Annotated in this window: 11 protein-coding genes; 4 read left to right on the top strand and 7 right to left on the bottom strand. The window is 47.1% G+C overall.

The window, feature by feature from the left end; translation table 11 throughout:
• The first annotated feature begins 115 nt into the window (after window positions 1-115).
• The 4 genes from RH86_RS14975 (at window position 116) to RH86_RS14960 (ending at window position 2833) form a co-directional block, all read left to right on the top strand.
• Window positions 116-466 (top strand): MerR family transcriptional regulator, encoded by a 351-nt coding sequence (locus RH86_RS14975; RefSeq protein ID WP_009386943.1) that lies wholly within the window; start codon window positions 116-118, stop codon window positions 464-466.
• Between the two features lie 59 nt (window positions 467-525).
• On the top strand, window positions 526-1110 hold the full coding sequence (locus RH86_RS14970) for an NAD(P)H-dependent oxidoreductase (protein ID WP_317623643.1): 585 nt from the start codon (window positions 526-528) through the stop codon (window positions 1108-1110).
• 172 nt (window positions 1111-1282) lie between these two features.
• Complete coding sequence (locus RH86_RS14965; RefSeq protein ID WP_009386941.1) at window positions 1283-2281, top strand: FUSC family protein; 999 nt, start codon at window positions 1283-1285, stop codon at window positions 2279-2281.
• 72 nt (window positions 2282-2353) lie between these two features.
• Complete coding sequence (locus RH86_RS14960) at window positions 2354-2833, top strand: peptide-methionine (S)-S-oxide reductase (protein WP_009386940.1); 480 nt, start codon at window positions 2354-2356, stop codon at window positions 2831-2833.
• Window positions 2834-2903: 70 nt separating this feature from the next.
• Here the strand turns inward: RH86_RS14960 and RH86_RS14955 are convergent, their stop codons facing one another.
• The 7 genes from RH86_RS14955 to trxB all read right to left on the bottom strand — a co-directional run bounded on the left by RH86_RS14955 (window position 2904) and on the right by trxB (window position 13102).
• The gene (locus tag RH86_RS14955) at window positions 2904-4319 is read right to left on the bottom strand and encodes an aspartate aminotransferase family protein (protein ID WP_009386939.1); all 1416 of its coding nucleotides are present in this window, start codon (window positions 4317-4319) and stop codon (window positions 2904-2906) included.
• A 157-nt stretch (window positions 4320-4476) separates the two neighbouring features.
• Window positions 4477-6009 (bottom strand): NAD-dependent succinate-semialdehyde dehydrogenase, encoded by a 1533-nt coding sequence (locus tag RH86_RS14950; protein WP_009386938.1) that lies wholly within the window; start codon window positions 6007-6009, stop codon window positions 4477-4479.
• Between the two features lie 275 nt (window positions 6010-6284).
• The gene (locus RH86_RS14945; protein WP_009386937.1) at window positions 6285-6797 is read right to left on the bottom strand and encodes an Lrp/AsnC family transcriptional regulator; all 513 of its coding nucleotides are present in this window, start codon (window positions 6795-6797) and stop codon (window positions 6285-6287) included.
• Between the two features lie 37 nt (window positions 6798-6834).
• Window positions 6835-8022 carry a M24 family metallopeptidase gene (locus tag RH86_RS14940; RefSeq protein WP_009386936.1) on the bottom strand — a complete coding sequence of 396 codons (1188 nt, stop codon included), beginning with the start codon at window positions 8020-8022 and terminating at the stop codon, window positions 6835-6837.
• Between the two features lie 472 nt (window positions 8023-8494).
• Window positions 8495-10231 carry a heme ABC transporter ATP-binding protein/permease CydC gene (gene cydC / locus RH86_RS14935; protein ID WP_009386935.1) on the bottom strand — a complete coding sequence of 579 codons (1737 nt, stop codon included), beginning with the start codon at window positions 10229-10231 and terminating at the stop codon, window positions 8495-8497.
• On the bottom strand, window positions 10224-12011 hold the full coding sequence (cydD, locus tag RH86_RS14930) for a heme ABC transporter permease/ATP-binding protein CydD (RefSeq protein ID WP_009386934.1): 1788 nt from the start codon (window positions 12009-12011) through the stop codon (window positions 10224-10226). Before cydD ends, cydC begins: the two co-directional genes overlap by 8 nt.
• A gap of 128 nt (window positions 12012-12139) precedes the next feature.
• Window positions 12140-13102: a thioredoxin-disulfide reductase gene (gene trxB, locus RH86_RS14925; RefSeq protein WP_009386933.1), complete on the bottom strand. Its 963-nt coding sequence runs from the start codon at window positions 13100-13102 to the stop codon at window positions 12140-12142.
• Window positions 13103-13360: the final 258 nt, after the last annotated feature.

Below are 13360 nucleotides of genomic sequence, written 5' to 3'. Positions count from 1 at the left end.
GCATGAAGCGCGCTTAGTGTTTAAAGTGAATTGATTTCATTAAAGTAATTGCGAATATATAGTGTTTACGAGATGTTTTCGTGCTTAGCGTATTCAATATTCATGGAGTAATAACGTGTATATCGGTGAAATAGCAAAACGGTCAGGAGCCTCGCCTAAAGCGATTCGGCTCTATGAATCACTCGGGCTACTGGTTGATATTAAGCGGCAAGGCCGCTATCGAATTTATGATGAGCGTGATGTTAAATTTGTCCGCTTGATCAAAGACGCGCAAACCCTTGGCGTGAGTTTGTCTGATTTGCGCTCGCTAATGGTTGAACGAAATGAACTGAATTGGCACGCAGCGATTGAATTGTTGGCTGAGAAGCTAAATCGAATTGATCATGATATGAAGGCATTAGCGAGGCAGAAAGAGAAAGTTGAGCAGTATCGTTCTGAAATCGAAAAGTGTTTAAATCCTACTTAAAAAGCATTGACTCTGCCCTATAGGACAAGCGGTAAGCTTATGGTTTTATAGGGAGTAATATGATGTGTAAGAAAATTTTGGTCGTCAACGGTAACCCAAAACCTGACAGTTTTTGCGCTGAACTGGCTAACAGTTATATCGCTTCGAGCAAGCATAATGAAGTGAAACTTATCTCGTTACATGCGCTTGAGTTTGATTGTGACCTGACCAGTGGCTATGACGAGATTCAGGCGCTTGAGCCGGATTTGGTCGACTTTCAACAAGCGATCTTATGGGCGGAGCATGTGGTATTTGTTTTACCCGTTTGGTGGGGCGGAATGCCTGCTAAATTGAAAGGTTTAATTGACCGAACCTTTTTACCTGGCTTCGCCTTCAAATTCTTGGAGAATAAAACCATGCCGGAGAGGTTGCTCAAAGGGCGCACTGCTGATGTGATTGTCACCATGGACTCTCCACCATTTTACTATCGTTGGTTTCAAGGTAATCCAGTGGTTAAGCAGCTAGAGCGTACTATTCTAAAATTTAGTGGCTTCAAACGTGTCTCTGCGACTTACATTGGCCCTGTCATTAACTCTACGACGGTACAAAGAGATAAGTGGACTAAGCAGGTCGTTAAGCTTGCCAGCAAACGTGCAGTTGGTTAACCGCCTTTCCCAAAGAGCGTGGTTGCTTAGACTATCCCGCTCTCTGTACGGGGCTGTTTGTATACTCATGGTTTGTTCGTTGTTGTGGTTTTCCGTTGTTGTGTCATGCTTCGAGTATCGAAATGAAGATGTTTTTGCCACTCACTAGCGCAAAAAATACTTGGAGATCGTAGTGCTAACAAAACCAAGTAAAGATGATTGGATTCGCGGCGTTTTATATGCAACTGCAGTTGGGTTGCCTCTGTTATTACAACCTTGGATAGAAAGCCAAATTGTGGTGTTTATTACTCTTGGCGCTCTATTTACCTTGAGGCTCGATCCTCGTAGCCATGTTAAGCATCAAGCGATAGCGATGATCGGCGGAGTGGCATTAGTCATACTCGCCGGCGCTGTGGGTACGTTATTGGTCGGTCACTTCGAACTGGCGATTATCGTGCTTGTGGTTATCAGTTATTTGGCTGGTCAGCCAACAATAGAACAAAAATATTTCTCGTTACTAGGAAAGTTTGTCGCGGCGGCGTTTGTACTTGAGGCGGTTGGAAGCCCGGTTACGTTGATGACGGGTGTTGCTTTCTTTTGTGGCGGAGTATTGGCATTGATTCTAACCATTCTACAAGCTCGCTATTTTGCCACTCAGGTCAATGGGTGGTCACTGGTGGATGAATGGCAACAACTACGTTCTGGGAAGATCAATGGCCCACTGTATGGTATGACGCTACCGATCACTGTTCTGGTTTCGATTTTGAGTGCTCAATGGCTTAATGCTCAGCATGTCTCGTGGGTTGGTTTGACGGTTCTATTTGTGATGAATGTGGATACCGTGACCGCTTGGCGCAAGATTTGGATGCGAACTGTCGGAACCTTGTTGGGGGTGATCAGTGCCTATATTGTGGTGGTCTTTTTTCCGAGCGCACTGTTGTCCCTTACTATTGTGTTATCAGCCCTTTTTATGCCGATGTTTCTTCGTCAAAATTACATGATTTTTAGCTGGTTAATGAGTATGTTTGTGCTGCTGGTGGTCGATTTGGCGATGCTGCAAAGTGGCGGCGATGAGTTTTTGATTCAGTGGCGATTTATCGATACTCTCATCGGCTGTGGATGGGTTATGGTCAGTTTAAGCTTATTGCATTTAGGCAGGAAATGGTGGCCTAACCAACCCAGTAAAGGCTAATTTAAACGGTGGCTGAAAGGGCTGCTTGGTAAACGATTTGAGCCTATATACTCAGTTTTATTGGAGACGATGATGCAAGAAATCTACTTCGCTGGTGGTTGTTTATGGGGCGTACAAGAATTTATGCGCCACCTACCGGGAGTGATGAGCACGGAAGCCGGACGAGTGAATGGCAGCAGTGATACAACAAGCACGCCTTATGATGGTTATGCGGAATGTGTGCGTACACGGTTTGATCCCCTGCAGGTGTCGATAGCTCAGTTAATGGATTTTTTCTTTGAGATCATCGACCCATATAGCCTTAATAAGCAAGGCTATGATGTGGGCGAGAAGTATCGAACGGGCGTCTATAGCACCAACGCCGATCATCTCTCTCAAGTAAAACAGTATATTGCGCAGCGCAGTGACGCAGACAAGATCGTCGTGGAAGTCTTGCCAATGCTCAATTACGTTAAGAGTGATTTAGAGCATCAAGATAGGCTGACAAATCACCCTAACGATTACTGCCATATCCCGCTCGACTTACTGCATAAATACAAGTTGCAAGAATAGTTTTCTAACGGCGAATGCCGGTTATGGAACAATGAAAAAGGCCAGATTCTTCTGGCCTTTTTCATTTACTCTAATCAAGCCTAATCACTTGCCATTGTTTGCTGGTGACCAGATGATCGGTGACCTTGTTGATGGCGTGATGGGCTTTATCAACGATCATGTCGATGTCGTCTTTGGTGGCGATGAGTGGAGGAGCAAAGCCTAAAATGTCGCCGTGAGGCATTGCTCTGGCGATAAGTCCAGCTTCGCCACATGCAGCAGCAATCATTGGGCCGACTTTCATGTTGGGATCAAACGCCATACGACGCTCTCTCTGTGATGAAAACTCTAGTGCGTGTAACATCCCTACACCACGTGAATCACCAATGATGGGGTGCTCAGCAAAGGTCTCTGTCATGCGTTGTTGTAAATAAGCACCGTTGTCCGCCGCTTTTTGGATTAGGTTCTCCCGTTCAATAATGTCCAGATTACAGTTGGCGGCTGCAGCGCCCAGCGGATGGCCTGAGTAGGTATAGCCGTGACCAAATGCGCCCCAGTTATCGGTGCCGTTTTCCAATGTTTGCCAGACTTTATCGCCAACAATTACCCCGGAAAGCGGCTGATAAGCCGAGGTGAGCCCTTTAGCAATGGTGATAAGATCGGGACGCATCTCATAGTGAATCGAGCCAAATGGCGAGCCGATGCGGCCAAAACCACACACCACTTCATCGGCAATTAATAACACATCATACTTATCAAGCACTTGGCGAATCGCAGACCAGTAACCCTCTGGTGGTGGGACAATTCCTCCTGTGCCTAGTACCGGTTCGGCAATCATGGCCGCGACCGTTTCTGGACCTTCTTCAAGAATCATCGCTTCTAATTGATAAGCGCAATAAGCGGAGAACTCTAGCTCACTCATTGAATCATCACGGCGATGGTAGTAGTAGGGGGAAATGGTGTGCTTAATGCGCTCAAGCGGCAAATCAAAATGGGCGTGAAACAGCGGTAAGCCGGTCATTGAGCCAGAAGCGATGCTTGAACCATGGTAGCCTCGCTCGCGAGAGATGATTTTTTTCTTTTCAGGGCGACCTAATACATTGTTGTAGTACCAAACCAGTTTGAGTTGGGTTTCATTTGCGTCGCTACCAGACATGCCGTAATACACTTTGCTCATGCCTGAAGGGGCCATATTAATAATACGCTCAGACAATGTAACCAGCGCTTCATTGGTATGGCCGACATAGGTGTGATAGTAGGCGAGTTTTTTCGCTTGCTCGTAAATGGCCTCAGCCATTTCTTCACGGCCATAACCGATATTGACGCAGTATAAACCAGCAAACCCATCGATTAATTCGTTGCCGCAGGAGTCATGAATGCGAATGCCACTCGCGCCGGTAATGATCCGACCCGGAACTTCGCCATGCGCATATTGTTTAAGATGAGTTGAGGCATGAAAAACATGCTGGCGATCGCTATCGAGCAATTGTTGAGTTTTGTTATCCATCTAAAAACACTCCTAATTGTCGGGCTACGGGTTCAATCGAGAGGGAGATTACAACCGCAGCGTTATCTAGATTTACTTTTTTACGTCACCTTTTTTATGGTGAAAGAGGCATTGTGAAAATTTTAAAGTGAAACGAGTCACCACTTTATTTTTATATTCAGCTGCCGCTAGCGGTTGGTAGCGCGCCTAAGCAGCAATATTTAATTTCGCTGAACTCATCAAAGCCGTGTTGGCTACCTTCGCGGCCAAGACCGGATTGTTTCATGCCACCAAAGGGAATGGGATGACCGGTCATTTTCACCGAATTTACGCTGATCATGCCAAACTCTAAGCCGCGCATGCAGCGCCATATATCGTGAATATCATGACCATAGACATAGGCGGCGAGGCCATATTCGGTGTCATTACCCATTTCAATTACTTGGTCTATATCGTGGTAAGGCAACACTGCCGCTAACGGGCAGAAATTCTCTTCTCGATACACCGCCATATCGGGTGTGACATCGGCTAAAAGCGTCGGTGGGAAGAAGTTACCTCTGGTTGAAGTATGACCTTTTGCAGAAGGACTCTGTGCGACGATGCGCGCCCCTTTTGACAGTGCATCGTTGAGCAATTGCATCGCTTTTTCAGCCGCTTTGCGATTAATCAGCGGGCCAACGGTGACATCGGGGTCTAAACCGTTGCCAACCACTTGCTGCTCAACATGTTGAGCGAAATGTTCAAGAAAGGCATCGTAGTGAGTGTGGTGAACGAAGATGCGATTCGCAGCAAGGCAATCTTGACCTGAGGTTTGAAATTTTGCATCAGCAGCAGCCTGAGCCGCTTGGGCAATATCCATATCGGGTAAGACAATAAACGGCGCGTTGCCCCCCAATTCCATACTGCATTTTTTAACGGTGCTGGCGGCATCACTCAGTAGCAGCTTGCCAATCGGTGTAGAGCCAGTGAAGGAGAGCGCTTTGACCTTATCGGATTGACACACGACATGAGAAAAAGTGCTGGCTTTACCCGTTACGATATTGAATATCCCCGCGGGAATACCCGCTCGGTCAGCGAGTTCGGCTAAGGCGAGTGCGGAAAAGGGCGTTTCACTGGCAGGTTTGATTAATACAGGGCAGCCAATCGCCATAGCAGCGGCGGCTTTACGGGTGATCATCGCATTAGGAAAATTCCACGGGGTAATGAGCGCCGCTACGCCAATGGGCTCACGAATGGTAGAGAGTTGTGCGTTGGGAATGTGGCTGGGAATGGTTTCGCCATAACTGCGCCTTGCTTCTTCGGCAAACCAGCGGACAAAAGAGGCGCCATATTCAACTTCACCCAGCGCTTCGTTGTAGGTTTTTCCTTGCTCTATCACCATCAAATGGGCGAGGTCTTGCTTGGCTTCAAGAATCAGTTGGTACCAGCGCATCAGGTATTCGCCACGTTGGTCGGCTTGTAATTGTCGCCAAGGTTTAAAGGCATTATCGGCCTCAAGAACCGCTTGTTCCATTTGCTCACAACTGAGTTGTGTTGAGTAACCGACTATTTCATCGCTGGCAGGGTTATAAACGGGATTAAACTGCTCGCCACTTATCCACTTGCCATTAATGTAGGCAAGGTTACGGACCAGACGCACATCTGTAAGGGCGGCCATCATTTCATGTGTGGCTTTGGTTTCTTCAATAACAAATCGTCGAGCTGTGCTCATGGCAAATCCTCCAACTTGTCTATTTTCTAACAGAGAAGTGTGAGTACAGCGACAGCCGAGAGGCGGTAAAACGTTTTAGATAATCATGGCGTGTACTCACCGTTTGAAAGAAGCTGGCCGATTGAAGGAGACACCAAGCCAACGGCTTTCATAGTTAAACCTTAGGCGAGAAGCGGTGTGATTTTTTTCTGTAATAAGCGTTAAACGTGGTGAATTTTCTGAAATAGCGTGCGTTTTCGTGAGTTGATGGTTCGAGTTGGCTGGCTGAATTTGATCTAGTTTCGCGTTGTGGCTTCGGAATGGTGAATGACGCTGGCTTCGTCCTCATTGATGGCGAGTACTTGCTTTGGTTGCTTGACGATCTTAGTCACAATGTAGGTGTAATAGCGCTCAATGCCCATATTAGATTCGAGCCAGCGGTCGATACAACGTTGGTATTGGTCGATGTCAGCACACTTCAGCTTTACAACATAGTCAATGCCACCCCCGGTTGCGTAACATTCTAATACTTCATCGGTTTTAATGACTTGTTGCTCAAACTGTTTAAACGCTTGTGCGTTGTGCTGTTTCAGCGAAATTTCCACGAGAACTGTGGTGCACTTGTTGGTTTCGCTAAGTGAGATTTTGGCGCCGTATCCTTGAATGATGCCTGCCTGCTCCAGTTTTTTCACCCGTTCCCAGCAAGGACTAATGGAAAGGTTGATTTGCTGCGCCAATTGCGACTTAGTTATACGGCCATCATGCTGAAGAATTTGCAGTATTTTCATGTCGTATTTATCTAAGCGCATAGCGGTTCTCCTTGCTGTTACGTCTGGATGTAGAGGTTTAATGTTTGATAAAAAGATGACGAGGAAAGTCGCACAAAGTTTTGGCTCCTTGCTTGGTGATCACGATACTTTCGGTCGTTTCGAGCCCCCAATCTTCAAACCATAATCCCGGCATGAGATGAAAGGTCATGCCTTCCTGTAAAATCGTGTTGTCGCTATCACGCAGGCTCATGGTGCGCTCGCCCCAATCGGGTGGATAGCTCAAGCCTATGGGATAACCACAACGAGCGCCTTGGCGTGAGAATCCTGCTTTATCGAGAATGCGATTGAGGATTTGCGCCACTTCTGCGCAGGTGTTGCCCGGTCGGGCCGCGTCGATACCCGCTTCTAAGGCTTTTGTTAGGGCATGATCGGCGCGTTTGAATTTGTCACTGGGCTCTCCAAGAAAAATAGTGCGAGAAAGCGGGCAGTGGTAGCGCCGATGCGCTCCGGCGATCTCAAAGAACGTCCCTTCACCTTTACGAAAAGGGCGATCATCCCAGGTTAAATGGGGAGCGGAGGCATCGGCTCCTGAAGGTAATAGCGGCACGATTGCGGTGTAATCGCCAAAATGATCTTCATGGCCCAAAATCGCTTGGCGATTGAGCTCAGCGACTAAATGATGTTTTGGCAAACCCGGCTCAATCATGTCAAAAGCGACTCTATGCATGTTTTCGACAATCCGCGCGGCGCGATACATATAGTTAAGTTCAGTCTCTGATTTGACTGCACGACACCAGTTCACTAGCCCTGTGGCATCAACCAAGCTGGCATTAGGCAAATTGTCGCTAAGAGATTCGAACGCGGTGGCACTGAAATAGTAGTTGTCTTTTTCCACCCCAATTCTGCCGCGATCCCACAATCTTGGCTGTAGAACACTCTCGACGAGATAGGCCATTGGATGTAGCGGTGGATTCATCACATAGTGATCGGGGTAATAGGCGATGTTCTCGGCAGACATATAGACCGTGCGGTAAGCACCATTGGCATCTTGGCAGCGACCAAACCAAACCGGATCGTCAGATGGGCCAATCACCACGCATTGAGGCACATAAAATGACCAACCGTCGTATCCCGTCAACCACGACATGTTTGACGGGTCGTGAATGATCAATACGTCGATGTTTTTCTCTGCCATCGAATGACGAACTTTAACCAAGCGCTGTTGGTATTCATCATGGTCAAAATGCAAAGCAAAGCTTGTCATTTCCAATCTCCTTATTGAATCACTTAGCGGTGCCTTTGGTGGCCGTTGTGCTCTGCTAAGGTCGTCACAGTGAAGAAATCAGTCATTGCTGGTTAGCTTGGCTGCTGGGCTTCTATAGAGCTTTTATCTTGAATTGTATTGTTGTTCGATGAGGTGAATATGCCTTGGTTGTTTGACCGTTCGTTAAGAGGCAATCTTGGTAATCTCATTCACCAATTATCATCATCTCATCGATTTAATGGGTGTTATAAATATGTTAATTATCAGCTTGTGCTAAAAAAGCGATTTTCACAAGCGAAGGGGTGAAATAACTCTAGAGAATTGAGAATTGAGAATTGAGAATTGAGAATTGAGAATTGAGAATCCAGAATTGAGAAGAAAGAAGCGAGAGCGAGAAGAGCAGAGTGAGGAAAAAGGCCGAATTAATAAGTTCGGCCTTTGAGGTGAGTCAGTGGCAGTTAGCCTGTATTAGTTATAGCGTTTGATTAAGCGCGTAATAACGGCCTTTTTGCGTTAATAAATCATGATGCGAACCGTGCTCGATGACGTGACCATCTTCGATCAGACACACCGTATCCATCTTGTCGAGATTGACCAAGCGGTGGGTAATAAACAGCACGGTTTTATCAGCGAAGTGCTGCTCAAACAGGCGCATGATTTGTTGCTCAGTCTGTTTATCCAAACCTTCAGTTGGTTCATCTAGCAGTAGGATTGGCGCGTTATGCAGCAATGCACGAGCAATACCAATACGGCGCTTTTCACCACCAGAAAGCTGACGGCCACCATCACCAAGCCAAGCGTCTAAACCACTTTTCTCTGGAGTATCGCCTTGTAATAGTTTGCTCAAGCCGACCTTGTGCAGGGCGAGGCTGATTTCTTCGTCATCAGCATCCGGTTTAGCCAGGATTAAGTTGTCGCGTAACGTGCCATTTAGCACATCAACACGTTGACTGACCACAGTAACGGCGGCACGCAGTTGCGATTCACTCCATTGTTGAATCGGTTTGCCGGCGATCAGTAACTGTCCTTGATTCACATCCCAGTAACGCGTCAACAGTTGGATTAGGGTTGATTTTCCTGAACCCGTTTGACCAACAATTGCCATGCGATGTTTTGCTGGAATATGAAGGTTCACTTGCTCCACAACGGGTTGATGGCCATCAGGGTAGGTGAAGCTAACATCACGATATTCGACGCTAAACTGACCATCATGAGCTATTGGGCTTTCTGGGAACTGAACTTCTGGTTCGGCTAAGATCACTTCATTAAGGCGGCGAGCTGAGGTCAGCGTTTTACCTAAATGCTGGAAAGCACCTGCAATCGGCATTAGCAGTTCAACACTGGCCATCGTCGCGAAAGCAAATAGAGCAATCATTGGATCAGGTTTGGCACCCGCGACACCATCGGCGGCAAGCCAAAGCATCAGAACTAATGTCCAACCATTTGCCAGCATCAATAGCGCTTGAGCCAAGCCAGAGAAGTGCGCATTGACCAGTTGGTTTTTTAGCAGCTTTTCCTGCGCAGAGTAAATCGCATTGCGGTAGCGCTCTTCAGCACCAAACAGGGTCAGCTCACTGTAGCCTTGTAACCAATCTAGTGTGGTAATACGAAAATCGGCTTTGTTTTGCGTTAGTTCACTGCCGTTACGTTTGCCTAATTTGTAGAATAAAACTGGCCAAACGATGAGAAGAGTCAGCAATATGCCGCCAAGAGTTAAACCAAGAGTGGCATCAAACCAATATAAAACTGCGGTTAAGGCAGCAACGCCGAACACGCCAACCACAACGGGATTGATAAGACGCAGGTAGACATGGTCCATTGCATCAATATCAGCGACTAGGCGGTTAAGCAGGTCAGCATCACGTAAATTAGCCACTTTACCCGGCACAAGAGGGGCAAGTTTCTTAAAGAAGAAAATACGCAGATCAGTGAGCAGTTTAAACGTTGCATTATGGCTAACAACGCGCTCACCCCAACGACCAGCAGTTCGACCCATCGCACAGCCACGGACAAAAGCTCCGGGCAGCATGTAGTTGAACGTTTCACGGGCGATGGTTAAACCTGCCACTGCTGCCGCAGATAAGAACCAACCGGAAAGCGTGAGCAAACCGATAGAAGCGCCGACGGTAAGCAGCGCAAGTAGCATACCTAAAGTAAGGCCAAACCAATGTTTGCGATACAGTTTTAAGTAGGGAAGTAAATCACGCATCTAAGTTCCCCTCGTTGCTGTGTTGCATGGCTTGATTGGCAGATAACATTTGTTGGAATAAGCCATCGGTTTGAGAGAGCTGTTCAAACGTTCCGGCTTGAACGATTTGGCCGTCTTGCATAACCAGAATTTGTTCCACGTTTTGCAGAGGGGCCAGTTGGTGCGTCACGATAAGTGCACTTCGCTCTTGGATTTGGTTATTGAGACCTTGGGTAACAAGGTGTTCACTACGCGCATCAAGGCTGGCAGTTGGTTCATCTAATAGCCAGAACTGGCCATTTTGCAGCATGGCTCGAGCTAGTGCTAAACGCTGCGCTTGACCAACGGAAAGTCCGCCAGAACGATCAGAGACCGGATAATCAAGGCCATGTAGGTCAACAAATTCAGCGGCAAACGAGTCTTGCAACGCTTGCTTGATGACTGCTTCGCTAAGGTCATCTTTACCTAGCGTGATGTTGTCACGAATCGTGCCGTGCACCAACAATGGGTTTTGTCCAACCCAACTAATATGTTTGCGCCAATCGGCTAGGTTCAGCTCGGTACGTTCAATCCCATTAATGGTTAAAGATCCTTGGTAAGGTAAAAAGCCTAAAATCGCATTCACTAAGCTGGTTTTACCCGCGCCACTTGGACCCACGAGAGCGGTGGTTTGTTGTGGACGCAATTCAAACGTAATAGGGCCGAGCAGTTTCTTACCCTCTAAGCTAAACACTTCTAAATTAGTTGCTTTGATGGTGATGTCGTTTGGATTTTGCAGTGGCTTATCGCCTGACTTTACTGCAGTAACATCAGTATCTAGAAATTCTACGATACTTTCTGCAGCGGCGACGGCTTGCTGCTTGGCGTGATAGAAGGTGCCGAGATCGCGAAGCGGTTGATAAAATTCAGGGGCAAGGATCAGAACAAACATACCGGCAAACAGAGTCACGGCTGCGCCATAACCGCCAAAGTTAAGTTCACCAATGAAGGCAAAACCAAAGTAAACCGCGGTCAAGGCAATCGAGATCGACGTAAAGAATTCCAATACTGCAGAAGAGAGAAAGGCAATACGTAATACTTCCATTGTGCGTGAGCGGAACACTTCGGAAGCGCCTTGCATCAATTCTGTTTCTGCTTTGGTGCGGTCAAATAAGCGAATGGTGGTCATCGACTGTAGACGATCGTAGAAATGACCTGAGAGACGTTGCAAGGCCTTAAAGTTTTTTTGTCCCGCATCGGCCGCTTTAATGCCGACTAAAGCCATAAATAGCGGAACTAATGGTGCGGTGAGTAAGAAGATTACCCCGGCAGCCCAGTTAACTGGGAAGACGACCACGAGAATAATAAAAGGCACCATGACAGCTAAAGACATCTGCGGCAGATAGCGAGCGAAGAAATCGTGCATTTCTTCCACTTGCTCAAGCAGGAGGGTTGCCCAAGAGCCTGCGGGCTTACCTTTGATGTAAGCAGGGCCGAGTTCGCGCAGTTTGTCGAGAATCAACTGGCGAATGTAGATACGAATTTGTTCACCACAGCGGTAACCAGCAATTTCGCGTCCCCATGAGCATAGGGCACGCAACGCGATGGTAATCGCTAATGTGACAAACTGGCCAATAAGCGCTGACTTATCGACTTGTTCGATGATCAATTGATGAAGGATGGAAGCGAGCAATGCTGCTTGCCCCAAAAGGAGAACACTTGAAAGTACGCCTAAACCGACAGCAAGGAGTAGCCAGCGCTTAGCCAGTTTACTTTGCTCTCGAAGCCACTTGTTCAAGCCGCGTTGTTTCTTTTTATCCATTATGAAGGCTTACTGCTGTTTTTTATTATTTGTGAACGGTTGAGTATACAAAAGAAAGCCCCGCGGTAATACCGCAGGGCTTTAGGGATTTAGTGAAAAAATGTGAGTAAACTCGGCTGAGGGCGATTTTACGCTTTGTCAGCTAGGCTATCGAGGTAGCGTTCTGCGTCCAATGCGGCCATACAGCCCGTACCTGCTGAAGTGATTGCTTGGCGGTAATTGTGGTCCATGACATCACCCGCAGCGAAGATACCTTCGATACTGGTTTGGGTTGCGTTGCCATCAAGTCCTGATTTAACAACGATGTAGCCATCTTTCATTTCTAATTGACCGTCAAAAATCGCGGTGTTTGGCTGGTGGCCAATAGCGATAAATGCGCCCATTACAGCTAACTCTTCGATGGTGTCAGATTGGGTATCTTTCAAGCGAACGCCTGTTACACCCATATCGTCACCCACAACTTCTTCCAAAGTGCGGTCGGTATGCAAAATAATATTACCGTTTTCAACTTTGTCCATTAGACGGTTGATGAGGATTTTTTCCGCACGGAAACTATCACGACGGTGAATAAGATGCACTTCAGCGGCAATGTTTGAAAGATACAAGGCTTCTTCAACGGCGGTATTACCACCACCGACAACGGCGACTTTCTGATTGCGATAGAAGAAACCGTCACAAGTTGCACACGCCGATACGCCGCGACCTTTAAACGCTTCCTCAGACTCTAAACCAAGATATTTAGCCGATGCACCTGTAGAGATAATTAAAGCATCGCAAGTGTATTCGCTGCTATCGCCTTTTAGGCGGAATGGACGCTGAGTGAAATCCACTTCGTTGATGTGATCAAACAGCATTTCAGTCTCAAAACGTTCTGCATGCTCTTTCATGCGTTCCATCAATGCCGGGCCGGTCAAACCTTCCGGATCTCCAGGCCAGTTTTCAACTTCAGTTGTTGTGGTTAGCTGACCACCTTGCTGCATACCGGTCACCAGTACTGGTTTTAGGTTGGCACGTGCAGCATAAACTGCCGCGGTGTAGCCCGCTGGGCCAGAACCAAGAATTAGTAGGTTGCAGTGTTTTACGTTGCTCATTAGCGCTCCATTAGCATTACCCGAGCTACGCCTTAGGCGAGGTGGGGCTCACTGTACGTTGAGATTGTTTCTGATTGTAATAGAAATATTGGGGAGGGGAAAAGGACATTCAAGCCAACTATTACAAATAATTGGCTATAGCTTAGAACCAAGCTAAGCGGCTGAATTGAATAACAAACGCATGATGGCCAGTCAACTCATCTAGTTTTAGATAAGCCTAGGATTTTATGTTGGTGTATATCTCTACCATCTTGGGTT

Origin of the sequence: Vibrio sp. N418 (assembly GCF_000222565.1) — a bacterium.
GTDB classification, from domain to species: Bacteria; Pseudomonadota; Gammaproteobacteria; order Enterobacterales; family Vibrionaceae; genus Vibrio; species Vibrio scophthalmi.
This window is presented reverse-complemented; position numbering and strand designations above follow the sequence as displayed.

Bases quoted from the DNA above. Each gene is read 5' to 3' on its own strand.
- RH86_RS14970 (WP_317623643.1), top strand. From the start codon at position 526: ATGATGTGTAAGAAAATTTTGGTCGTCAACGGTAACCCAAAACCTGAC.
- RH86_RS14960 (WP_009386940.1), top strand. From the start codon at position 2,354: ATGCAAGAAATCTACTTCGCTGGTGGTTGTTTATGGGGCGTACAAGAA.
- RH86_RS14950 (WP_009386938.1), bottom strand. From the start codon at position 6,009: ATGAGCACAGCTCGACGATTTGTTATTGAAGAAACCAAAGCCACACAT.
- RH86_RS14945 (WP_009386937.1), bottom strand. From the start codon at position 6,797: ATGCGCTTAGATAAATACGACATGAAAATACTGCAAATTCTTCAGCAT.
- RH86_RS14955 (WP_009386939.1), bottom strand. From the start codon at position 4,319: ATGGATAACAAAACTCAACAATTGCTCGATAGCGATCGCCAGCATGTT.
- trxB (WP_009386933.1), bottom strand. From the start codon at position 13,102: ATGAGCAACGTAAAACACTGCAACCTACTAATTCTTGGTTCTGGCCCA.
- RH86_RS14940 (WP_009386936.1), bottom strand. From the start codon at position 8,022: ATGACAAGCTTTGCTTTGCATTTTGACCATGATGAATACCAACAGCGC.
- cydC (WP_009386935.1), bottom strand. From the start codon at position 10,231: ATGCGTGATTTACTTCCCTACTTAAAACTGTATCGCAAACATTGGTTT.
- cydD (WP_009386934.1), bottom strand. From the start codon at position 12,011: ATGGATAAAAAGAAACAACGCGGCTTGAACAAGTGGCTTCGAGAGCAA.